At 66.1% G+C, this 22,147-nt stretch carries 17 protein-coding genes; 14 read left to right on the top strand and 3 right to left on the bottom strand.

Annotation, left to right across the window (positions count from 1 at the left end):
* Window positions 1–8 precede the first annotated feature (8 nt).
* The 4 genes from V2B31_RS00215 (at window position 9) to V2B31_RS00200 (ending at window position 5,134) form a co-directional block, all read left to right on the top strand.
* On the top strand, window positions 9–605 hold the full coding sequence (locus tag V2B31_RS00215; protein WP_328274213.1) for a methylamine utilization protein MauD: 597 nt from the start codon (window positions 9–11) through the stop codon (window positions 603–605).
* 19 nt (window positions 606–624) lie between these two features.
* Window positions 625–1,095, top strand: a complete 471-nt coding sequence (locus V2B31_RS00210; protein WP_328274212.1) for a (2Fe-2S)-binding protein — start codon at window positions 625–627, stop codon at window positions 1,093–1,095.
* Window positions 1,092–3,275 (top strand): xanthine dehydrogenase family protein molybdopterin-binding subunit, encoded by a 2,184-nt coding sequence (locus V2B31_RS00205; RefSeq protein ID WP_328274211.1) that lies wholly within the window; start codon window positions 1,092–1,094, stop codon window positions 3,273–3,275. The genes V2B31_RS00210 and V2B31_RS00205 overlap by 4 nt, the downstream gene beginning before the upstream one ends.
* A 293-nt stretch (window positions 3,276–3,568) precedes the next feature.
* The gene (locus V2B31_RS00200) at window positions 3,569–5,134 is read left to right on the top strand and encodes a tetratricopeptide repeat-containing sulfotransferase family protein (RefSeq protein ID WP_328274210.1); all 1,566 of its coding nucleotides are present in this window, start codon (window positions 3,569–3,571) and stop codon (window positions 5,132–5,134) included.
* Between the two features lie 3 nt (window positions 5,135–5,137).
* On the opposite strand, the gene V2B31_RS00195 is transcribed toward V2B31_RS00200, so the two are convergent.
* Complete coding sequence (locus V2B31_RS00195; protein WP_328274209.1) at window positions 5,138–7,642, bottom strand: TonB-dependent receptor; 2,505 nt, start codon at window positions 7,640–7,642, stop codon at window positions 5,138–5,140.
* A gap of 301 nt (window positions 7,643–7,943) precedes the next feature.
* On the opposite strand from V2B31_RS00195, the gene V2B31_RS00190 reads away from it, so the two are divergent.
* From V2B31_RS00190 to qhpE, 9 genes are all read left to right on the top strand, one after another.
* The gene (locus V2B31_RS00190; RefSeq protein ID WP_328274208.1) at window positions 7,944–9,428 is read left to right on the top strand and encodes an agmatinase family protein; all 1,485 of its coding nucleotides are present in this window, start codon (window positions 7,944–7,946) and stop codon (window positions 9,426–9,428) included.
* 41 nt (window positions 9,429–9,469) lie between these two features.
* Entirely contained in the window at window positions 9,470–10,765 is a 1,296-nt protein-coding gene (locus V2B31_RS00185) for an agmatinase family protein (protein ID WP_328274207.1), read from the top strand.
* Between the two features lie 158 nt (window positions 10,766–10,923).
* Window positions 10,924–12,618, top strand: a complete 1,695-nt coding sequence (gene peaA / locus V2B31_RS00180; RefSeq protein WP_328274206.1) for a quinohemoprotein amine dehydrogenase subunit alpha — start codon at window positions 10,924–10,926, stop codon at window positions 12,616–12,618.
* Complete coding sequence (peaB, locus tag V2B31_RS00175) at window positions 12,615–14,063, top strand: quinohemoprotein amine dehydrogenase maturation protein (protein ID WP_328274205.1); 1,449 nt, start codon at window positions 12,615–12,617, stop codon at window positions 14,061–14,063. The genes peaA and peaB overlap by 4 nt, the downstream gene beginning before the upstream one ends.
* Window positions 14,060–14,419: a quinohemoprotein amine dehydrogenase subunit gamma gene (gene qhpC / locus V2B31_RS00170; RefSeq protein ID WP_328274204.1), complete on the top strand. Its 360-nt coding sequence runs from the start codon at window positions 14,060–14,062 to the stop codon at window positions 14,417–14,419. The genes peaB and qhpC overlap by 4 nt, the downstream gene beginning before the upstream one ends.
* A gap of 8 nt (window positions 14,420–14,427) precedes the next feature.
* Complete coding sequence (locus V2B31_RS00165; RefSeq protein ID WP_328274203.1) at window positions 14,428–15,513, top strand: hypothetical protein; 1,086 nt, start codon at window positions 14,428–14,430, stop codon at window positions 15,511–15,513.
* Window positions 15,514–15,541: 28 nt separating this feature from the next.
* Entirely contained in the window at window positions 15,542–16,537 is a 996-nt protein-coding gene (locus tag V2B31_RS00160; protein ID WP_328274202.1) for a hypothetical protein, read from the top strand.
* Window positions 16,534–18,234: an ABC transporter ATP-binding protein gene (locus V2B31_RS00155; RefSeq protein WP_328274201.1), complete on the top strand. Its 1,701-nt coding sequence runs from the start codon at window positions 16,534–16,536 to the stop codon at window positions 18,232–18,234. Before V2B31_RS00160 ends, V2B31_RS00155 begins: the two co-directional genes overlap by 4 nt.
* Window positions 18,227–18,928: a subtilisin-like serine protease QhpE gene (gene qhpE / locus V2B31_RS00150; protein WP_328274200.1), complete on the top strand. Its 702-nt coding sequence runs from the start codon at window positions 18,227–18,229 to the stop codon at window positions 18,926–18,928. The genes V2B31_RS00155 and qhpE overlap by 8 nt, the downstream gene beginning before the upstream one ends.
* Here the strand turns inward: qhpE and V2B31_RS00145 are convergent.
* A complete protein-coding gene (locus V2B31_RS00145) occupies window positions 18,862–19,860 on the bottom strand; it encodes a HupE/UreJ family protein (protein ID WP_328274199.1) in 999 nt (332 codons plus the stop codon). The two genes, qhpE and V2B31_RS00145, sit on opposite strands and share 67 nt — an antisense overlap.
* Window positions 19,847–20,695: a peptidylprolyl isomerase gene (locus tag V2B31_RS00140; protein ID WP_328274198.1), complete on the bottom strand. Its 849-nt coding sequence runs from the start codon at window positions 20,693–20,695 to the stop codon at window positions 19,847–19,849. The genes V2B31_RS00145 and V2B31_RS00140 overlap by 14 nt, the downstream gene beginning before the upstream one ends.
* Before the next feature lie 139 nt (window positions 20,696–20,834).
* Here V2B31_RS00140 and urtA point away from each other — a divergent pair, with 139 nt between their 5' ends.
* Window positions 20,835–22,049: an urea ABC transporter substrate-binding protein gene (gene urtA, locus V2B31_RS00135; RefSeq protein WP_328274197.1), complete on the top strand. Its 1,215-nt coding sequence runs from the start codon at window positions 20,835–20,837 to the stop codon at window positions 22,047–22,049.
* The last annotated feature ends 98 nt before the right edge of the window (window positions 22,050–22,147 follow it).

Here is a 22,147-nt window from a genome sequence, read left to right as displayed (position 1 = left end):
GCCGATCCGTGCTGATCGCATCATTGTTCCTGCTGTGGGTCGCCGTCATCCTGCTGGGCGTCGCGGTGGTGACGCAGGCACGCCAGCTGCGGCAGCTGCACGACCGGCTGAACCCCGCGCCGCTCGCCGGCACCGCGCCTTTGACGGGCACAGCACCGGTGGCGAGCGCGCCGACGCTGGCGGGCGACATGCTGACGATCGGCGGGCCGAGCGCGGACGGGCGAGCCTGGCTGCTGCTCTTCATCCGCGCCGGCTGCGCCGCCAGCCGCACCGCGATCCGGGACGCCCTCGCGCTTACGGACCGCAAGCGGCTGCGGCTGCTGTTCCTGGGCGAAGGGCGGGCGGAGGACTATCGCGACCTGCTGCGCCAGCATCGCATCCGCGACACCGATATGATAGTGAGCGCACAGCTGCTGCGCGACTTCCAGGCGACGGATCTTCCCGCCGCCGCGCTGATCGATGCGCGCGGCCGGTTGCTGGGACGCGGGGCGATCGCCGCGCGGGCGCAGCTCGACGCGCTGCTCGCGCGATTGCCGCCGGCCGAGGGGGAAGCGACGCCGGGGGCTGGACAGGGCGATGCGGATCGGCATCTAATGCAGGCATGACAGCGGGGATGAGAGGCATATGGCGGTCAGCTTCACGGTGAATGGCGACAAGCGGCAGGTGGAGGGCGATCCCGCCAAGCCGCTGCTCTGGGTGCTGCGCGAGGATCTCGCCATGGTCGGGACCAAGTTCGGCTGCGGCGCGGGGCTTTGCGGCGCCTGCACCGTCCATGTCGGCGGGGAAGCGGTGCGCTCCTGCCAGACCCCGCTCGGCGATGTCGCGGGGAAGGCGATCACCACGATCGAAGGCGTGCAGAAAAGCGATCCGGGCAAGCGCGTCGCCGCCGCCTGGGTGAAGCTGGACGTGCCGCAATGCGGCTATTGCCAGGCCGGCCAGATCATGAGCGCGACGGCGCTGCTGGCGACTAGCCCCAAGCCCTCCGACGAAGAGATCGACGCGGCGATGATGGGCAATCTCTGCCGCTGCTCCACCTATGTCCGCATCCGCGCCGCGATCAGGGAAGCGGCCGGCATCAAGGAGGCGCAGGCATGAGCGCGACCGTCCTTTCCCGGCGCGGCTTCATCTCCGCCTCGCTCCTCGCCGGCGGCGGCTTGCTGTTCGACCTCAATCTCCCGATCGCGCAGGCGGCCGACGGCGCGCCCGTCATCCTCACCGCCTTCATCCGCATCCTGCCCGACAATCGCGTCATCATCGGCGCGAAAAATGCCGAAGTGGGGCAGGGCGCCAAGACGATGCTGCCGATGATGATCGCCGAGGAACTGGACGTCGATTGGAGCCAGGTCACGATCGAGCAGACCCATGCCGACGCCAAGATTTTCGGCGGCCAAAGCGCGGGCGGCAGCCGCACGACGCCGCGCGAATGGGTGCCCACGCGGCAGGCGGGCGCGGCCGCGCGGGCGATGCTGGTCGCGGCGGCGGCGCAGGGCTGGGGCGTCGCGCCGGAGGGACTCAAGACGGCAAGCGGCAAGGTGATCGATCCCACGTCGGGCAAGTCGGCGACCTATGCCTCGCTGGCCGCGGCCGCGGCCAAGCTGCCCCCGCCCGACCCGTCGACGCTGAAACTGAAAAACGCGGCCGATTTCCGTATCATCGGCCGCTCGGTCGGCGGCGTGGACACGCCCGCCATCGTCGCCGGCAAGCCGCTCTACGGCATCGATTTCACGCTGCCGGGGATGCTCTACGCGGTGCTGGAGACCTGCCCGGCGTTCGGCGGCACGATCAAGTCGGCCAATATCGATGTGGTGAAGGCGCTGCCCGGCGTCGCCCATGTGCTGACGATCAAGGGCGACGGCACGGCGGAGTCAGGCCATGACGGCATCGCCATATTGTCGAAGAGCTGGTGGACCGCCAATCAGGCGCGCGAGAAGCTGGCGATCGATTGGGACATGAGCGCCGTCAGCGGCTTTTCGACCGACGCCTATGCCGCGCAGGCCGCCGGGAAGCGCAAGGCGAAGGCCGAGAGCGAGATCGTGCGGGCCGGCGACGTGGACGCCGCCTTCGCCAGTGCCGTGAAAACCGTTGCGGCGGACTATAGCTATCCCTTCCTCGCCCATGGCAATCTGGAGCCGCAGAACTGCACCGCTTTGTTCAAGGATGGCGCGATCGAAATCTGGGCGCCGACGCAGAACCCGGAAAATGGGCGCGGCCTTGTGGCGAAGGCGCTGAACCTGCCGCCCGAAAAGATACGGATCAACTTCAACCGCATCGGCGGCGGCTTCGGTCGGCGGCTGATGAACGACTATATGGTGCAGGCCGCCTCGATCGCGGCGCAATTGCCGGGCGTCCCGGTCAAGCTGCTCTGGACGCGGCAGCAGGACATCCAGCGCGATTTCTACCGCCCGGCGGGCTGGCACGGCTTCCGCGCGGCGCTCGACAAGGACGGGCGGATGACCGCCTTCCACGATCATTTCGTGACGTTCGGCAAGGACGGCAAGCCGTTGCGCGCCGCCGAGATGCCGGCGCATGAACCGCCCGCCGGCCTCGTGCCCAATGCGCTGCTGGAGCAGAGCTTCCTTGCCACCAACCTGCCGACCGGCTGGCTGCGCGCGCCTGGCTCCAACGCGCTCGCTTTCGTCACCCAGGCGTTTCTGGACGAGGTCGCGGCGGCGGCGGGCAAGGATCTGCCTACGCTGATGCTGGAGCTTTTGGGCGATCCGAAGGAACTGCCGCGCGGGACCAACCAGCCGCCTTTCCTCACCGCGCGCGCGAAGGGCGTGATCGAGAAGGTCGTGGCGATGAGCGGCTGGGCAAGCCGCACGTCGCTGCCCAGGGGAACGGGCAAGGGCTTTGCCTTCTACTACAGCCATATGGGCTATTTCGCCGAAGTGGTGGAGGTCGCGATCGCCGATGGCGCGCCCAAGGTGAAAACCGTGTGGGTCGCGGGCGATGTCGGCAGCCAGATCATCAACCCCATCAACGCGCTGCATCAGGTTGAGGGATCGGTGATCGAGGGGCTCAGTCAGGCGCTTGCCGGGCAGCAGATCACGCAAGTCGCCGGCGCGGTAGAGCAAGCCAATTTCGATACGCACCCCTATCTGCGGATCAGCGACGCGCCGAAGATCGTGACGGAGTTCGTGAAAACCGACTATCCGCCCACTGGCCTCGGCGAACCCGCGCTGCCCCCGGTCATCCCCGCGCTGGTCAACGCCATCCACGCCGCCACCGGCAAGCGCATCCGCTCGCTGCCCATCACGCCAGAGATGCTGGCCTAAGCCCCACCGTCATCCCGGGCTCGACCCGGGATCCGCTTTCTTCTGTTCCCCCACGGGAGGCGGCGGCACCTTCCAATGTAGGAATTTTTCTGTTCTCCTCCGCCAATGCCGATCCGCCTCATCCTTCCCTCCCGCAAGCCCCATCCGGCGCCTGTAGGAAGAGGCGCGTCGCGAGCGCGTCGGCAGCGCGTCGGGGGCGCGTCGCGAGCGCTTCGAGCCGAAAAAGCCCTGCCATGGTGTGAACTTCGTAGGAGATCGCGATCGACTCCGCGCCAGCGTCAGGCAAGGCCGGCATGAGCCTGGAGGCAGCCGCCCGCGCGGCGCTGGCGCGCGGCGACCTTGCGGCGGCGGCGCAGGCGGCGCAGCGGCTGGCGCTGGAGCAGCCCGACCGGCCCGCCGGCTTCTTCCTGCTCGGCATGGCGGCGGCGGAGGCGGGGCAGGTGGCAAAGGCGCTGCCGATGCTGGAGCAGGCCGTGGCGCGGGGTGCGAGCGCCGAGCATCTGGCCCAATATGCCCGGCTGCTGATCCTGCTGCGCCGCGACGGCGAAGCGGGGCGGGCGGCGCGGGATGCGCTGGCGGCGGGTCCGGCCGATGCTCTGACGCACGACACCATCGGCTGCGTGCTGGCCCGCCTCGGCGATCATGCGGCCTCGCTCGCGCCGTTCGAGGCGGCGGTCGAGGCCGAACCCGCCAATCTCAGCTATCGCTACAATCTGGCGGCGGCCTATGGCTTCACCGGGCAGGAGGCGGCGGCGCGTTCTCACTATGAGGCGATCCTGGCCGCCGATCCCGGCGACGCCCGCGTCCATTATGCGCTGGCGATCCTGTCGAAGCAGACCGCGGAAAATCACCATATCCCTCGGCTCGAAGCCGCGCTGGCGGCGGCGTCCCGGCCCGAGGACCGCCTGCGCCTCCGCTATGCGCTGGCGAAGACGCAGGAGGATCTGGGCGACGGCGCGGCCGCCTTCGCCCATCTCTCCGCCGCCAACGCAGCGCACAAGCAGGAGATAGGCTATGATTTCGCCTCGGACGCCGCGATCTTCGACGCAATCGAGCATCTCTTCGCCGACGGTCCGCCTGCCTCATGGGGCGAGGGGCTGAACGATCCCTCGCCGATCTTCGTCGTCGGAATGCCGCGCACCGGAACCACGCTGGTCGATCGCATTCTCTCCTCCCATCCGCAGGTCGGATCGGCCGGCGAGTTGCAGGCGATGCCGCTGGCGGTAAAGCAGCTTGCGGGCACCGCCTCCCGCCAGGTGATCGACCCAGCGACGATCGCCGCCAGCGCCTCGGCCGATCCGCTGGCGATGGGGCGGGGGTATATGGCGCGGGCCGTGCATCACCGGCCGGAGGGGAAGCCGCGCTTCGTCGACAAGTTGCCCGCCAATTTCCTCTATATCAGCCACATCGCCCGTGCTTTGCCCCAGGCGCGGATCGTGTGCCTTCGCCGCCATCCGATGGACACGGTCTGGAGCAACTACAAGAATCTCTTCGCCAGCCAGTCGGCCTATTATGCCTATAGCTACGATCTGATGGACACAGCGCGCTATTTCGCCCGGTTCGACCGGCTGATGGCGCTCTGGGACCGGCTCTTTCCGGGCCGCATCCTCCAGCTATCCTATGAAGCGCTGGTCGCGGATCAGGAGGGACAGACGCGACGGCTGCTCGCCCATTGCGGGCTGGACTGGGACGCGGCCTGCCTGTCCTTCCACGAGAATAAGGCGGCGGTGGCGACCCCCAGCGCCGCCCAGGTCCGCCGCCCCCTCAACGCCGACGCCGTCGCCCGCTGGAAACGGCACGGGGCAGCGCTTGCGCCCGTGCGCGACTGGCTGAGGGGGGAGGGGGTAGAGGTGGATTAAATGTCAGAACCGGAAAACCGTCTCGACGCCCAGTTTCCGCGGCGATATCACGCCGCGCGTGTAATAGCGCGATGCGATACCATCGTTGACGATCTGCCGCGACCGGTCATTGCCGACGGAAGTAATGGCATATTTGTCAAAGATATTGTCCGCGAAAAGCCGGACTTCCCAATCCTCCATCTGGTATGTGACCGAAGCGCGGTTGACGATATAGCTCGGAATGCGCTCGCCAAACGCCCGGTTGCCCGGACGCGAGAACACCCCGCCGCGATATATTGCGGTCCAGTTCGCCAATATCGTCGCATCGCCGATCGGCTCTTCCCAGGTCAGGCTGATCGTGCCCGAATTCTTCGTGGACCCGGGCAGCCGATCACCTTTCTTCGCGTCGACATCGACAAACTTGTCTTCGCAGGTGGCATTGAGCGGGTTGGACGACCCCCAGAACACGCTGCATGGTCTGCCATTGGTCCGAAGACCTGGGAAGGCCGAGTTGCGGTAGGTGAGCAGATCTTCGACGTCCTCGGTCAGATGAGCGTCATTATAGGCATAGGTGCCCGAAATGGTGAGCTTGGGAATGGGCCGGGCGTCGAAGGAGAAATCGATACCCTTGGAAACGGCCTCGCCGCCGTTCACGGTGATACCCGTTGCGCCGAACGTAGTGACGCTACCCAGCTGGATGCCCTTCCAGTCGATATGATAGCCCGACAGGCTGAAGTTCAGCTTGCGATCGAACAGGCTGCCGCGAATGCCGATCTCCTTGTTGATGGTCTTGTCGGGGCCGAAGAAAAGTTCGTTGGGGAGGGCGCAGGCATTCTGCGCCTCTTCCAGATTTTCAGGGCAAGGGGCGACCCGATTGGGGCCTCCGATGCGGTAACCCTTGCTGTAGGTCACATAGACCATGAGGTTGGGGCTGAACTTGTAGGAGGTGTTGAACTTCCAGACGACGCCGTCGTCGCTCGCCACGCCCCCGCCCGGTTCGACATCATAGGGGCTCAGCGGATCGCCGAGCAGCGGCAGCACGATCGCGCCTTCGATATCCGACTTATATTTGAAGTAGCGTCCGCCGGCCGTAACCTGCCATTCGGGCGTAACCTGGAAGCTCGCCTCGCCGAACACCGCCTTCTCGCTGATCCTGGACTTGGTGTAGCTCACATATTCCAGGGATTCCGGATTGTCGGTAATCCCAAAATCCTGCGCCAGGCCGGGCGTGCGTTCGGCATAGTCGTTCTGGGTTTTCAATTCATTGAAGAAGCCACCGAGCACCCAGCTGAAGGAGCCGCCATGGGCGGACACCAGCCGGATTTCCTGGTTCCACTGACGTTGCGTGTTCTGGCTGGTCGTGAAGCCGGAAAAGGCGGGGAAAAGCTCATAGTCATAGTCGAGGTCGAGCAGCAGGTCGGTGACGTCCGAATGGCTCTTGGTCTGACGCTTGGTGTAGGCAGTGGCGGACACGAGCTGCGCTACGTCGCCCAGTTCCGCTTCCAGTTCAAAGCTGACAAGGTGCGCCTTCCGGTCGGACTCGTCGAGGTAACGCGATGCGTTTTCGTATCTGCCGGTGCCCAGCACGCCAGCGCTGTTCGACTGGTTGCCGTTGGTCTTGGTCCGCTGATAGACATAGCTCAAATAGCCGGTCAGGCCTTCGGTCGGGAACAGGCCGATCTGTTGCCGGGTGGCGAAGGTGTGCTCGAAATTCTGATCCTTCTTGCTCCGCAGGTTCGCGGCCTGCTGTTCCGGGGTACCCAGGCTTGGCGGGTCGGCCGGATCGGGAAGGGAGGTGCCGGGCAGAGAACTGCCGCCGCCGGGCTGCGCGATCGACGTGCCGGGCGTCTTCAGCAGATAATTATAGTCGATGAAGCCGGCCTCGTCGTAATAGCCGGCGGTCGACCGCCATGCGATTTTGCCGGGAATAATCGGGAAGTTGAACGCGCCGTCGATGTTCCAGCCGATATCCTTGCCATGTGCGATGTCGTAGGCGCGCGCATGGATGTATCCCGACATGGCGTCCGGGTCGGGGCGGTTGGGGATGTAGCGGATAGAGCCGGCCAGCGTCCCCAGTCCATAAAGCGTGCCCTGCGGGCCGAACAGAACTTCGGTCCGTTCCAAGTCAATCAGTTTGAAATCCAGATAAAGCGGCACGTCGCCCAGATAGGTGCCCACCGCATTGTCGCTGTTGCTGCCGGTGTCGCTGACGTCGTCCGCGCTCAGCCCGCGCATGACGATGGTGCCGGTCGTTCCCGGCCCTGTGTCCAGCACAGTGAGGCCCGGCGTGAAGTCCCCGAGGGAGCGCACATCATTGATGCGCTGCGCCTGAAGTTTCTCGCCGCTGATCGCCGTTATGTTGATTGGCGTTTCCGTCAGCGCGGTACTGCGGCGCGTCCCGGTGACGACGATGACGTCGCTTTCCGCTTCGGCGGCGGCTTGCGGCTCCTGCGCCATCACCGGCGCTGCCGCACCCGAGATGATGGTCGCGGACAAGAGCGCCAGCTTCAACTTTGCGCGATAAGACATGCTGTTCCCCTTTTCTTCTTTTCCCTGCCCCGACCGACCGGATATTCTTGGGTTCTTGCCGGGGCGCGGCGACATGCGGAGGCCGTTTCCGGGCCTCGTTTCTGTCCTGGGAGGCTATGGACCGCGCGGCCGTCCAAACATGGGGCATTTGACGTAGCATGGGGCGAGGCCTGGCCGCTGCGGCGTCGCCCTACGTCAAACGCCCCATGGGGAGCGACCGGCGGCGCGCTTACCCCTTCGGAGCGCAGCGGACATCCGCTTTGCCTCCACCGTCTGTGCCGGATGCCGGCAGGAGGAATTTATGCCCTCACTCAACGCCATCGCCGCATGGAGCATGGCCGGAATAGCGGCGGTCGGGGCTGCAGTCGCCGGCGACCCGCCCTATCGCGCGCCCGACAGGAACGCCGGCACCCCGGCGATGCAGACGCCGATCGAGGACGATATGGGCAGGCCGAAGCCTTTGGAGTTGCCCAAGGATGTCGAGGCGAAGCTCGCCGGCATTGACAAGGCGAAGGTCGATTTCCTGAAAAGCGGCGTCACCGGCCGCTATGTCGAAAAGGATATGCTGTTCGACCGCATCCGCACCCGGACGGTCGAGGAGATCAGCGCCTATATCGACGCCATGCAGGCGCTGCACGCGCAGGTCGAATATAAGGCCGGGCGCGATCTGGCGGCGATCCCGCTCGACACGGCCTCGCCCTGGTTCAATGCGTGGAAGGCCAGGCGCCCGTCCGCGCTCGACCCGCGCCGCGATCCCGGCCCGGTCGAGCTGACCCGCTATGTCGGCGGCTTTGGCGGCGGCTTTGCGACCTTCGCCGGCGCGCCGGTGGCCATGACGCCCGAGGATCTGAAGGCCGGCAAGGTCGACGTCGCGATCGTCGGCGCGCCGCTCGACATGGGGTCGGGCTGGCGCAACGCCATCGACGGCCCGCGCGCCATGCGGATGACCGGCGGCGCGACCGGCAACGACATGTATTCGATGATAAATCCCAATGCCGCGCTCAAGATCGTCGATTATGGCGATATCGCCATCGACCAGAACAGCACCGAGCGCAGCGTCGATCATGTCCGCGAGATGGTGGCCGAGATCGCCCGCACCGGCGCGATCCCGATCGTGATCGGCGGCGACCATAGCCTGGAATATCCCAACCTGGCCGCCGCCGCCGACGTGCATGGCAAGGGCAATGTCAGCGTCATCCATTTCGACAGCCATTATGACATCGGCCGTGGCCGGGTGCATCTGCTCGACCATGGGCAACCGGTCTATCGCGTGCTGAGCGAGGGGCATGTTCGCGGCAGCGACTATATCCAGATGGGGCTGCGCGCGCGGGGACCGGACCTCGAAACCTTCGGCTGGATGCGCAACAAGGGGATGCGCTACCACACGATGGTCGAGGTCGAGAAATGGGGCTGGGAACGGGTCATGGCCCGCGCGCTCAAGGAAGCGCGGGAAAATGCGAAGAAGCTGTGGATCAGCTTTGACGTCGATGTGCTCGATCCCGCCTTCATGCCCGGCACCGGCACGCCCGTGCCCGGGGGGCTGACGATGCGGGAGGCGCAGCCGATCATGCGGAACCTCTGCGCGCAGAACGACATCGCCGGCATAGATATCGTCGAGGTCGCCCCCTATCTCGACACCAGCTACAAGACGGCGCTCAACAGCAATTACCTGCTGAATGCCTGCCTCGCCGGCATCGCGATGCGCAAGAAGGGGCTGAAGCCGGGCTATCTGAACCCCGTGTCGGTCGATCATGGGCTTGACGCCTATTATGGGAAGAAGAACTGATGGCCCGCGCTTGCCGAGGGGCGCACACGGCCCTGTTCGCCATGGCAATCATCCTGGCCTCAGCCCCGGCCCAGGCACAGGCACAGGCACAGGGCGACCCGCTGGCCGGCCTGTCGCCAGAGAAGCAGGCGCTGCTGTCGGACGCGGCCGCGCTGGAGCGGTTCGGGCTGACGCCTGAAAAGGTGAAGGTTGCGCTAGCCGGACGCTCTGCCGAGGAAGTGGACGCCTATGCCAGCGGGCTGCTGGCCATCATTGAGGACAGCCGCTTCAAGGCCGGGCGCGATCCCGCCGAGATCGCGCTCAACCCGCAGGCGCGGGGGTGGAACGCCAGCACGACGCTGCGCCCCAAGCTGTTCGACAAGCGCCAGCGCGCGGACGGGCCGTTCAGCCTGAAGCGATACATGTTCCAGAAGGCGGGCGTGCCGACCTTCGCCGACGCCCCGGTCGCGATCCGCAAGGAGGATCTGGTCGCCGGCAAGGTGGAGGTCGCCTTTGTCGGCGTGCCGCTGGATTTCTCGTCGGGCTGGCGCGATTCCAAACATGCGCCAATGGCGCTGCGCGGCATGGACGGGCTGGTCGGCGCGGATGCCGATGGCGGGATCGACCCCGGCGTGCTGCTGTCGATCGCCGATTATGGCGACCTGGCGGTGGACTACATGGCGCCCGACCGGGGCATGGACCATGTCCGCAAGATGATCGCCGAGATGGCGAGCCTCGGCACGGTGCCCTTCATCGTCGGCGGCGACCATACGATCATGTTCCCCGATGTCGCGGCGATGGTCGATGTCTATGGCGCGGGCAAGGTGGCGCTGGTGCAGTTCGATGCCCATGCCGACGCCGAACTGGATGGAGACCATCGCCTGTCCGACAACCAGACTCTGACCCGCCTGCTGGCTCAAAATCTGCTGCGCGGTAGCGACGTGACTCTGGTGGGTCTGAATGGCCGCGATGCCGGACCAGCCGTCCGGCAGCGGCTGGCGGCGCAGGGCGCCAAGATCGTGCCGACCGCGACGATCCAGGAGAAGGGATGGCGGGCGGTCGCCGACGATCTGGTGGCGGGTCTCAGCAAGGGGCCGGAGAATGTGTTCGTCTCGTTCGATATGAGCGTGCTCGACCCCGGCGATGCGCCGGCATCGGGGCGACCAGTGCCGGGCGGTCTCGCCATGCGCGAGGCGATCCCGATGGTGCGACAGCTCTGCGCGCAGACCAAGGTGGTCGGGTTCGACCTGCTCGATACCGCGCCGATCCTTGACCCGACCTATGTCAGCCGGATGAGCGCCAACTATATTCTCCATGCCTGTCTGAGCGGGATTGCGCTCCGCAAGAAAAAATCCTGACGGTCGTCAAGATTTCTATGGCGGATCGGTGCCGCGCCATACGTCATTTGGGCAATGGCGTGGCCGTGACGGCTATCTAGGCTCGCGACATTGGCGGCAGGAGTCCGCAAAGGGGGACAGGCAGGGTGAATCGGCTTCCCGTCACGAAATTCGGCCTTATGGCTCTGTTTTCCGCGTCGGTCGTGTTCGCGCAGGCGGATGGCGGCCCAGACGGCGCGACGATGAAGGAGACCGAGGCGGGCATCCCGGTCGCCGATCCGCTAGTCAAGGAGAAATGCGGGGCGTGCCACAGCGCCGACGCCAAGGGTAACATGACGCGGATTAGCTGGGTTCGCACGACGCCGGAAGGCTGGTCACAGGCGATCAAGCGGATGGTGAGCCTCAACGGCCTGTCGATCACGCCCGAAGAAAGCCGGGCGATCGTGAAGTCGCTATCCTCCTCGCACGGTCTTGCGCCGGAGGAGGCGCGGCCGGTCATGTATCTGCCCGAAAAGCGGATGCTGGACGAAACGAACATTCCCAACGAGACGATGCGCGGGGCCTGCGCCGCCTGCCACAGTTTTGCCCAGCCTTTGTCCTGGCGGCGGTCGAAGCTGGAATGGAAACAGCTTCAGGACTTGCATGTCGCCCTCTATTCGCAGGCCGACGCGCAATATCGCCGCCCCGCCGAGGATAGCGAACAGCCCGCCGGGCGCGATCCCAAGGACAAGATGAACCGCGGCGAATATGCGCTGACCTATATGCCCAAGGTCGCGCCGCTGCATACGCCCGAATGGGCGGCGTGGAGCGCGCGGCAGCGCAATCCCCGGCTTGCGGGGGAATGGCTGGTGGTGGCGAGCGTGCCGGGCAAGGGGCGCTTCGTGGGCGACTATGTGGTCGCGCCGGGCAAGGCGGCGGACGAGTTCACCACGCAGGTGACGCTGCGCTCGCTGGCCGATGGCACGACCATCAGCCGCAGCGGGACGGGGATCGTCTATGCCGGCTATAGCTGGCGCGGCAGTTCGCAGGGGACCGGCGCGGCGCGGCCCGATGATCTGACCAGCGCAGCGCGGGAGGCGATGTGGTTCGCGCCCGACCAGCAGAGCGCGACCGGACGCTGGTTCTGGGGCAGTTATCAGGAATTCGGCTATGACGTGAAGTTGGTGCGCGCGACCGCCGCGCCGACTGTGCTGGCGGTGGCGCCCGGCCCGGTTAAGGCGGGGGCGAAGGCTGTGCAGGTGCGCATCCTGGGCAATAATCTGCCCGCCGCGCCCGGCGTGGCCGACATCGATCTTGGCGAGGGCGTCAGCGTCACGAAGATCGTGTCGGCAACCCCGAAGGAGCTGGTGGTGACGGCGGACATAGCCCCCGGCGCGACCTCCGGCCCACGCGACGTCAGCATCGCGGGCGCGGTGCTGGAGCAGGCCTTCCCGGTCTATCGCAAGATCGACTATATCAAGGCGACGCCTGAAACGTCGCTGGCGCGGCTCGGGGGGGTTAAATTCCCCAAGGGCTACCAGCAGTTCGAGGCGATCGGCTATGAAAATGGCCTCGACGGCAAGCCGAACACGGCGGATGACATCGCGGTAGGCCCGGTGCCGGCTGACTGGTCGATGCAGGAGTTCATGTCGGTCTATTATGACGACGACACCAAATATGTGGGCGCGCTCAGCCCCACCGCCTTCTTCACCCCGGCCGAGGAAGGGCCGAACCCCGCCCGCCGCTTCGGCCGCAACAATTATGGCGAGGTGTGGGTGGTCGCGACGGCGAAGAATGAGCGCGACAAGTTCGGCAAGCCGCTGAGCGCCCGGTCGTACATGGTGGTGACGGTGCCGCTCTACAAAATGATCGACCAGCCGGAGGTGTCGCGATGACGGTGATGCAGGCACCGGCATATCGCCGCGCAGAATATCATGGCTTTGCGGCGGGCGGCAGCGCGTTCGTCTATCTGGTAAGCGCGGGTGCGATCTTCGAGGTCGATGCCGATGTGCGCGCGGTGCTGGATCGGCTGGAGGGGCAGGAACTGACCCATGCCGACATGATCCGCGCGCTGACGAGCGAAGGCAGGGATGCGGCCGAGGCCGAGGCTTTGGTACGCGAATTGCGCGCGGCGCGGCTGATCCAGCTGGGCGCGGCGGCCCCGGTAATGCCGCAGGCGCCGCCGGCCGACTTCCCGCTCCAGGCGCTGGTGCTGAACGTCACCAACCAGTGCAATCTCGCCTGCACCTATTGCTACGAATTCGGCGCGGACAAGATCGCGACGCCGGCGGGCAAGCCCAAATATATGACGCTGGAGACAGCGAAGGCATCGGTCGATCTGCTGATCGCCGAGGCGGTCGGGCGCAAGGCGGTGCATATCACCTTCTTCGGCGGCGAGACGCTGATGAACTTCCGTCTGCTGCGCGACGTGGTGGAGTATGCCAACGCCGCGACGGCGGCGGCGGGGAAGGGCATCACCTACAGCCTCACCACCAACGCGACGCTGCTGACCGAAGAGATCGTGACTTTCCTGTCCGACAACCGGATCGGCGTCACCGTGTCCATGGACGGCCCGCCTGAGGTGCAGGACAAGCATCGCGTCTACAAAAATGGCAAGGGCAGCTATGCGGTGATCGAGCCGCGCCTGCGGACGCTGATCGCCAACCACCGGACACGCGCGGTGACGGCGCGGGTGACGCTGACCGAGGGCGTGACCGACGTAGTGCGGATATTCCGCCATCTGAAGGACGATCTGGGCTTCCATGAAGTCGGCTTCGCGCCGGTGACGACGGGCGAGGAACGCGCCTATTCGATCGACGGCAAGGGCATGGACGATGTGCTGGCGCAGTTCACCGTGCTGGCCGACGAATGGCTGGAATATGCCCTCCGCGGCGAAGTCCATGGTTTCACCAATGTCAGCGAGACGATCAGCGAACTGATTTCGGGCGTCAACAAGTCGCATCCCTGCGGGGCTGGACTGGGGCTGATGGGGGTCAGTCCGTCGGGTGACCTGTCGCCCTGCCACCGCTTCACCGACGCCGACACGCATGTCATGGGGCATGTGTCGAGCGGGATTGACCGGACGAAGCAGAGCGACTTCCTGGCGCGCGGGCATGTCGAGGCGAAATATGACTGCCAGAGCTGCTGGGCGCGGCCGCTGTGCGCTGGCGGATGCCATCATGAGGCGTTCGTGCGCTACGGCGACACGGGGCACGCCAACCTCCATTATTGCGACTGGATCCGGCAATGGACCGACACCTGCCTGCGCATCTACGGCGAACTGGCGGTGAAGAATCCCGGCTTCCTCGAACGCTTCGCTGAACGAAAGGGCCTGTCATGAAGCATCTCCGGCCGATCAACAAAAAAGCGCGCGCGATTGACGAGGCGGTGACGCAGATCGAGGCGGTGGCGCAGAACCCGGATGACATGGAGGAGGATGTCGTCGCCCTCCAGCAGCAGCCGCGTCCGCATGTGCCGATGGGCTGCACTTTGTCCTTCTCGCCGGGCTGGGAAGTCGATGCAGGGGGCGGCACGGCGGGGCTGTGCCAGCCGGTCGAGCGCGACATATACGATTGCTACGTCACCTGCTTCTGGCCGGTGCAGGTGCCCGACCATGTCAATTATTCGCCCGACTGGGCGAGCAATTGCGCCACCGCCACTAAGGACTGGCGCAACCTGGACCTTGTTTTCCCATGAGGCGCGCCATGACCCTTCGCACCGTTCTTGCCGCTGGCTTGTCGTTGCTGGGCGCGCTGCCAGCGTCCGCCGCGACATTGTTCATGGGCTCCTATCCCGACCAGTTGCTGGTCTTCGATGAAGCCAAGGGCGCGGTGACGAAGAAGCTCACCCTAGCCACCGGACTGCCGACGTCGATGACCCTGTCGGATGACGGCAAGCGCATCTATGTGACGACCATCACCACCAGCGGGATCGAGGTGATCGACACCGCGACGCGCAAGGTGGCAAGCAAGTTCAGCCTCAATGACGGCACGACCCGCTACCGCTTCTGGGGCGGGGTGCCGGACCCGACGGGCCGCTATTTCTACACGTTGCTTACCAAGTTCGAGAAGGGCGTGGATCGCTACACGGTCGGCAAGCCGAGCTGGGGCGTGGTCGATATGAAGACCCAGAAGGTCGCGCGCATGGTCGAGCTGGAGCGGGAGGACGAACGGTCGGGGGGCTGGCGGTCGGCCTACAAGCTGTCGCCCGACGGCAAGTTCCTTTATGTGTTCGGGGAGAAGGTGCTGATCGTCGATACCGCGACGCTCAAGGTCGTGGACCGCATAGACCTTGCGAAGCCCGAAGGCACCGGCCTGGAGAATGTCGGCTTCGGCGGGCCGATGGACACGATCCGCACGCCGGGCCAATATGTGTCGCTGTTCAACGCGGCCGACCCCTATATCCACAACAAGATGTTCGGGCTGGCGCGGTTCGACCTCAACAATCGCCAGTTCGCCTTCACGCCGATCGGGCCTGCGCCCGAAGCTATGGCGGGATTGCAGGTCACGCCGGACGGCAAGCAGGCCTACACCGTCGTCACCAACGGCAAGCTCGGCAACAAGCGCTGCGAATTCTGGCATATGAATATGGCGACCAATGCAGTTGTCGATAAGGCCGAATTTCCGTGCCGCTCCCGCTTCCGCTTCGGCATGTCGATGGATGGGGCCAAGCTCTATATCTATGGCGCGAGCTACGACATCGAAGTCTATGACGCCAAGACGCTGAAGCTGGAAACGACCTGGGATCTGGGCAACGACACTACCGGCGCGGGCATGGTCGCGGTGGAATGACGGTCGCATCCGCAATCGTGGGGAGACGATGACGGCCATCGCCATCCGGGGCAGCGGGATCGCCGCCAGCGGGTGCGCGCATATCTTGACCGGCACGGGTCTTCGGGTCGCAACCGAGGCTGTCCGTCGTCCATCCGTGCCGACGATCATGCTGAGCGATCCGGCGCTGGACCTGATCCGGGGTGTGTTCGACCGGCCCGACCTGTTCGCCGATCGGCCGCGCGTTCGGCGGCGGGTGGTGGCCTGGGGCGGCGGACCGCCGGTGGTGGTGCCCCATGGCGCGGCGCTGGCTTCGGAGGCGCAGGTGCAGGCGGCGCTGGCGGTGCCGACTGCCACCTTTGACGGGCCTGCCGATTTCACCATTCACACGGTGCCGCCTGTGCCAGCCGGGGAGATGCGCGTCTTTGGCGATCGCAACGCGGTGGCGGCGCGGGTGCGGTTGCGCGATTCTGCCTGCGCTGCCGAGGCGCGGATCGAGGCGGTAGAGAGCGGCTGGCTCTATCTGGTGCCGGACGAGGCGCGGATGGGCTGGCTGCTGGGGGTAGGCGGTCCGATCGACGCGCTGCTGGGGCAGAGCGCGCTGATCGCGCCGGTCGTGGACGCCGTGGAGGCGGCGTCCACGCCTTTTGCCGCTTCGCCGCGCCTGAGCCTGCCGTTGCATGGCGACGACTGGCTGGCGTGCGGCACGGCGGCGCTGGGGTTCGATCCGATCTGCGGCGACGGGGTGGCGCAGTCGGTGCGGGAGGCGATACTGGCGGCGGCGGTTGTGGCGGGGATCGCCGAGGGCGGCGACCGGGCAGCGCTGCTCACCCATTATCGCTCGATGCTGATCGCGGCGATGCGGCGGCATTTGCTTTTGAGCGCGCAATTCTACACCAATGGCGGGCAGGGGCTATGGTGGCGGGCGCAGCACGCAGCGCTGATGGAGGGGCATCATTGGTGCACCGGCCTGCTGGCGAAGCTGCCCGAGCCGCGCTTCCTGCTCGACGGGTTCCGCCTGATCCCGCGCGCGGCGGCGGCGTGAGCGATGCCGCGCCGCCCGTCGCCGACTGGCGCACCTACCGGCGGCTGGCGCCCTTCCTGAAGCCCTATCGGGGCGCGTTGCTGCTGGTGCTGGCGATCAGCCTGCTGTCGACCGCGTTGGGGCTGGCGCAGCCTTACCTCTCGAAGCTGATGATCGACCAGGCGCTGCTGAAGCGCGACATGGGGGCTCTGGTCGAGATCGCGGCGATCATGATCGGGGTGACGGTGGCGGGCTTTGTCGTCAACATCCTCGCCAGCTATCGCTACGTCGCGCTGTCGGCGGCGATGCTCTACGATATTCGTGCGGCGCTGCTGCGGCATTTGCAGACGCTCTCGCCGCGTTTCTACGGCAGCTTCCGGCTGGGCGATCTCGTGTCGCGGATGAACAGCGATGTGAGCGACGTGCAGCGCATCGCGTCGGACAGCTTGCTGTCGGTGGTGAGCAACCTGCTGTTCTTCGTCGGCTGCGTGGCGATGATGCTCTGGCTCGACTGGCGGCTGTTCCTCGTAAGCGTGGTGCTGGTGCCCGCCAGCCTCGCCACCTTCTCTTATTATCAGCGGCGGCTGACGGCGCTGACCCGCGAGATGCGGGAGCGGGGGGCGGATCTCGGCAGCCTGCTGGTCGATACGGTGATGGGGATGCGGGTGGTCGCGTCGCTGCGCGCGGGCGAGCATGAGGTGGGGCGGTTCAAGGCGAAGAACGACGCCTTTGTCGGCGCGATGATGCGGATGCAGCTTGCGTCTTTCATGACCGGGGCGCTGCCGGGCACGCTTATGACGGCGGCGACATCGGCGGTGATCCTCTATGGCGGCTGGCGGATCATCGAGGGCGGGATGAGCATCGGCACGCTGGTCGCCTTCATGACCTATCATATGCGGCTGCTGTCGCCCATCCAGACGCTGATGGGGCTGACATCGGGGCTGGCTTCGGCGCGGGTGTCGCTGGGGCGGATATTCGAGCTGTTCGATACCAAGCCCGATGTCGTGGAGCGTGCCGACGCTGCGCCGCTGGTTCGGGCAGGCGAGGTGCGGTTCGAGCGGGTGGGGACGCGCTATGATCGGGACGCGGTGCTGCGCGACATCGATCTGACGATCCCGTCGGGAAGCCTGTGCGCAATCCTGGGGCCGAGCGGGGTCGGCAAGTCGACCATGGCGGACCTGATCGTCCGCTATCTCGACCCGGACAGCGGGCGGCTGCTGGTGAACGGGCGCGACCTGCGCGACTATGCGCTGGACGATGTGCGGCGCGAGATCATCCTGGTCGATCAGGCGCCCTATCTGTTCAACGACACGATCGCGGCCAATATCGGCTTCGCGCTCGAAGGGGTGCGCCAGAGCGAGATCGAGGCGGCGGCGCGTGCGGCGGGGCTGGACGGGTTCGTCGCCGGGTTGCCGCTGGGCTATGACACGCGCTGCGGCGAGCGGGGGGCAGCGCTGTCCGCCGGCGAGCGGCAGCGGATCGTGCTGGCGCGGGCGCTGCTGCGGCAGCCGTCGGTGCTGATCCTGGACGAGCCGACATCGGCGCTGGACAGCGAGACCGAGGCGCTGGTGGCGGGGCGACTGAGGGACGCGCTGCCGGGCGCGACCATCATCGTCATCACCCACAAGCCGGCGCTGGCGGAAATGGCCGATTGCGTGATCCGACTGGCGGACGGGCGGGCGCGGATGGAACAGCGCAGGGCGATGGCCGATGCCTGAGCCGGTGCGGATCGCGGTGATCGACAGCGGGGTTCAGCCCAATCATCCGCATATCGACGCGGCGCGGCTGCTGCCCGGAATCGCCATCGAAGGGGACAAAGCGAACAGCGAGTGGGACAGCTGTGACGCACTCGGACATGGTACAGCCGTGACGGCTGCGATCCAGAGTTTGTCACCTGATTCCAAATGCTTGCCTATGCGTGTGTTCCATGATTCGCTGCGCACGACAGCGCGGGCGCTGGTGCGGGCGATTGATGCGGCAATTGCGGCGGAAGTGGACCTTATCAACCTCAGCCTCGGCACGGTTAATGCGACGCATCAGCATATTTTTGCCGATGCTGTCGAGCGGGCACGAGCGGCCGGAGTGCTGATCGTCGCGGCGCGGGCGGTGGATGGGACACCCTGCTATCCGGGCAGCCTGGACGGGGTGATCGGCGTGTCGCCCGACTGGGATCTGCCGCGCGACAGATGGGAGGCGCGAGACGGTTTCTTCTACGCTTCGGGCCATCCCCGGCCGATTCCGGGGGTGCCGCAGCGGCGCAATCTGCACGGCGTTTCCTTTGCCGTCGCCAATATGAGCGGGCTGATCGCGCGGGGCGGGCGGGCGGAGGTGGCGCGCTGGCGCGATCAGGCCGCGCCGAAGCCGATCACCCGCTCGACCATCCAGAAGCAGCCGATCGCGCCGGTGGCATAGAGCGCCGCCGCCCGCGCAGGCGCCGCCAGCGATATGGCGCGCAGGCCCGCCAGCGCCGCCATGATCGCGCCGACGAATGCGAGCTGCCCGGCCTCTACGCCGAGGTTGAAGAAGATCAGCGCCGATAGCCTCTCGTCCGCCTGGACGCCCAGCTCGCCGAGCGCGGTCGCGAAGCCAAGGCCATGGAGCAGGCCGAACAACGAGACCACGACGAGCTGGCGGTTGAAGGCGAAGCGCTGCCGCCCCTTGCCGATCAACAGCGCCTCGCGCGCCATGAAGGCGATCGAGAGAGCAATGGCGGCCTCGACCGGGGGCACCGGCGCGCGCACCAGGTCAAAAAAGGCGAGAGCGAGCGAAATCGAGTGGCCGGTGGTGAAGGCGCTCACAAGCCAGAGCAACTGGCGTCCGCGCGCCAGCAGCGCCAGGCACAGCACGAAGGCGAGATGGTCCCAGCCGAGCCAGATATGCCAGACACCCTGCGCCAGAAATTCAGGGGCGATCTGGCCGATCGGGCGGGCCTGCGCGGCGGTCTCGCCCACCGGCACGGCAATGCCGTTCGCGTCGCCGGTGAGGCTGCGGTCGACCTGCGCGCCCATGACATTGGTGACGAAGCGGCCGCCATCCGCTTTCCAGCGGGTCTGGATCATGTCGCCGGCGCGGAACGGGCGGTCGCAGGAAAATTCGATCGCATATTGCGCGCGGCCGCCGCCGGTCTGGCGAGTCATGCCGGTCTGCTGGCAGCCCTCGGGCAAAGTGACGGGCGCGGGCTGGCCCACCGTTTCGGGGACGGCGGCGGTGAATTCATAAGTGCCGGGGTCTTCGCCGCGCGTCAGGGCGAAATCGGCGGACAGGAAGATGTCGGCGAGCGCCGGCCCTGGCAGCAGCGCCGCCAGCGCCAGCAGCAGCAGCGCGGCGAGCTTATTCTTCGACATCGAACTTCTCCCTGAGCCCCGCCAGCGCCTTCCCGATGGCGGCGTTGCTGTGGGCGATCATATAATCCTGCCGCACCTGATCCCTGATCGCGGGGAAGGGGATCATCGCGGACGCGACGCGCTCGCCGCGCCGGACGAAATGCCAGCCGCGCGGCGACGCGATCGGGCCGATCCACTCGCCCTGCGGCGCGACCTTCAGCCGATCGACGAAGGGCTGGCCGAAAATGCCGCGCACCATGGAGTCGCCATAGCGCGGATAGTCGCGGCCAAGCCAAAAATCGTCGCCCTCGATTGTTTCGCCGGCGTTGAGCCGGGCGAGCAGCAGGCCGGCGTCGGCGGGCTTTTGCTGGCGGAAAATCTGGGTGAAGCTGGTGCGCGGTTCGGCGCGGTAGAGCGGCAGGTGGGTAGCGTAATAGTCGATCAGCTGCTCCTCGGTCGGCTCGGGCGGCGCGCCGGCGATGAGGTAGCGGACCTTGTCGACCAGCCGCTTGCGCGTCTCGCTATCAGTGAGGTGCATGTCGCGGTCGATCGCTTCGCGGAACAGCAGCTCCTCGGCGATATAGTCGGCCTTGAGCTTCGCTCGGTCGGCGGCGCTGACGCTGCGGCCGGTCAGCGCCTCCAAATCGGCGACCTGCGCCTGCTCGATCTCCGGCGTGTAGACGACCGGCGGCTTTTCAAGGCGCTGGATCAGCTGATAGCCGCCGAACAAACCCGCGCCAGCGAGAAGGAAAGCGAAGAGCGGATCGCGCGCGACACGCCCCAAGAGTGGGAAAAGTCGGGGGAAGGCGCGCGCCTTGCCCGCCGCTTTGCTCAGTCTGTCAGCCCTGCTCGCCATAGGCCGAGTTTAGGGGGAAGCGGGACGGACAAGCCTACGTCAAATGACGCATACGGGGGTTTGCCGCCTTTCCATAGCCTTTCAAGCGACCGAAGCGCCTCAGCGCCGCGAGCGGCCTGACCGGGGAGACCATCACATCATGATCCGTTCCAAGCTGCTTGTGCTTGCCTCTTCCGCCTGCGCGCTGGCGCTGGCTTCCTGCTCGGGCGGCGGTGGCGGATCGGGCGCGCCGGCGGGGGACAGCGTGTCGGTGGGCGTGCTCCAGTCGCTGACCGGCACGATGGCGATCAGCGAGATCACGGTCAAGAACGCTGAGATGCTGGCGATCGAGGAGATCAACGCCGCCGGCGGGGTGATGGGCAAAAAGGTCAACGCCGTGGTCGAGGATGGCGCGTCCGACCCGTCGACCTTCGCGCAGAAGGCGTCGAAGCTGATCGAGAGCGACGGTGTATCGACCGTGTTCGGCGGCTGGACCTCCGCCAGCCGCAAGGCGATGCTGCCGGTGTTCGAGCGGACCAAGAACCTGCTCTGGTATCCGGTCCAGTTCGAGGGCAATGAATGTTCGCCCAACATCATGTATTCGGGCGCGCAGCCCAACCAGCAGGCGTTGCCCGCGCTCGAATGGGCGGTGAAACAGGGCTATAAGAGCTTCTTCCTGGTCGGGTCCGACTATGTCTATCCCCGCACCGCCAACCTGATCCTGAAAAAACATATCGAGAAGGGCGGGATGGCGGTGCTGGGCGAAGCCTATGTACCGCTGGGCGGAACCGACTTTTCGGGCGTCATCGCCAAGATCGGGCAGGCCAAACCCGCGATCATCATCAACACGCTGAATGGCGACAGCAATGTCGCCTTCTTCAAGCAGTTGCAGGCGGCAGGCATCAGCACCAAGACGATGCCGGTCATGTCCTTCTCCATCGGCGAGCAGGAAGCCAAGGCGATGGGCGCGGCGCTGGTCGAGGGCAGCTATGCGGCGTGGAATTATTTCCAGAGCCTGCCGGGCGAGGCCAACGCCAAGTTCATCGCCGCCTATCAGGCGAAGTTCGGCAAGGATGCGGCGATCACCGATCCGATGGTGCATGGCTATCTGGACGTCTATGCGTGGAAGGCGGCGGTGGAGAAGGCCAAGAGCTTCGATCCCGATGCGGTGCGCAAGGCGGCGGCGGGGCTGGGCGGGTTTGAAACGCCTATGGGCAAGGTGAGCTTCGCGGCCAACCAGAGCCTGACGCAGAAAGCCTATATCGGGAAGCTGAAGGCCGATGGCCAATTCGAGATCATCGCCGACAGCGGCAAGGACATCGCGCCCGAGCCTTATGATGCGCTGGCGTTTCCGGGCAAGAGCTGCAAGCTTTGAGCGCGAGATGAAAGGCCAAAACCCGTTCGGGCTGAGCCTGTCGAAGCCCTACACTGAGCGTAGCGAAGTGGCTTCGCTCCGCTCAGCCAAGCCCTTCG

The organism is Sphingobium sp. (assembly GCF_036170395.1).
Lineage (GTDB): Bacteria > Pseudomonadota > Alphaproteobacteria > Sphingomonadales > Sphingomonadaceae > Sphingobium.
The sequence above is the reverse complement of the archived record's forward strand: the minus strand, read 5'-3'. Positions and strand labels throughout refer to the sequence as shown.

What these genes read in the sequence shown, in the direction of transcription:
- V2B31_RS00210 (WP_328274212.1), top strand. Translation starts at nt 625, where the DNA reads ATGGCGGTCAGCTTCACGGTGAATGGCGACAAGCGGCAGGTGGAGGGC.
- V2B31_RS00205 (WP_328274211.1), top strand. Translation starts at nt 1,092, where the DNA reads ATGAGCGCGACCGTCCTTTCCCGGCGCGGCTTCATCTCCGCCTCGCTC.
- V2B31_RS00200 (WP_328274210.1), top strand. Translation starts at nt 3,569, where the DNA reads ATGAGCCTGGAGGCAGCCGCCCGCGCGGCGCTGGCGCGCGGCGACCTT.
- V2B31_RS00195 (WP_328274209.1), bottom strand. Translation starts at nt 7,642, where the DNA reads ATGTCTTATCGCGCAAAGTTGAAGCTGGCGCTCTTGTCCGCGACCATC.
- V2B31_RS00190 (WP_328274208.1), top strand. Translation starts at nt 7,944, where the DNA reads ATGCCCTCACTCAACGCCATCGCCGCATGGAGCATGGCCGGAATAGCG.
- V2B31_RS00185 (WP_328274207.1), top strand. Translation starts at nt 9,470, where the DNA reads ATGGCAATCATCCTGGCCTCAGCCCCGGCCCAGGCACAGGCACAGGCA.
- peaA (WP_328274206.1), top strand. Translation starts at nt 10,924, where the DNA reads ATGGCTCTGTTTTCCGCGTCGGTCGTGTTCGCGCAGGCGGATGGCGGC.
- peaB (WP_328274205.1), top strand. Translation starts at nt 12,615, where the DNA reads ATGACGGTGATGCAGGCACCGGCATATCGCCGCGCAGAATATCATGGC.
- qhpC (WP_328274204.1), top strand. Translation starts at nt 14,060, where the DNA reads ATGAAGCATCTCCGGCCGATCAACAAAAAAGCGCGCGCGATTGACGAG.
- V2B31_RS00165 (WP_328274203.1), top strand. Translation starts at nt 14,428, where the DNA reads ATGACCCTTCGCACCGTTCTTGCCGCTGGCTTGTCGTTGCTGGGCGCG.
- V2B31_RS00160 (WP_328274202.1), top strand. Translation starts at nt 15,542, where the DNA reads ATGACGGCCATCGCCATCCGGGGCAGCGGGATCGCCGCCAGCGGGTGC.
- qhpE (WP_328274200.1), top strand. Translation starts at nt 18,227, where the DNA reads ATGCCTGAGCCGGTGCGGATCGCGGTGATCGACAGCGGGGTTCAGCCC.
- V2B31_RS00145 (WP_328274199.1), bottom strand. Translation starts at nt 19,860, where the DNA reads ATGTCGAAGAATAAGCTCGCCGCGCTGCTGCTGCTGGCGCTGGCGGCG.
- V2B31_RS00140 (WP_328274198.1), bottom strand. Translation starts at nt 20,695, where the DNA reads ATGGCGAGCAGGGCTGACAGACTGAGCAAAGCGGCGGGCAAGGCGCGC.
- urtA (WP_328274197.1), top strand. Translation starts at nt 20,835, where the DNA reads ATGATCCGTTCCAAGCTGCTTGTGCTTGCCTCTTCCGCCTGCGCGCTG.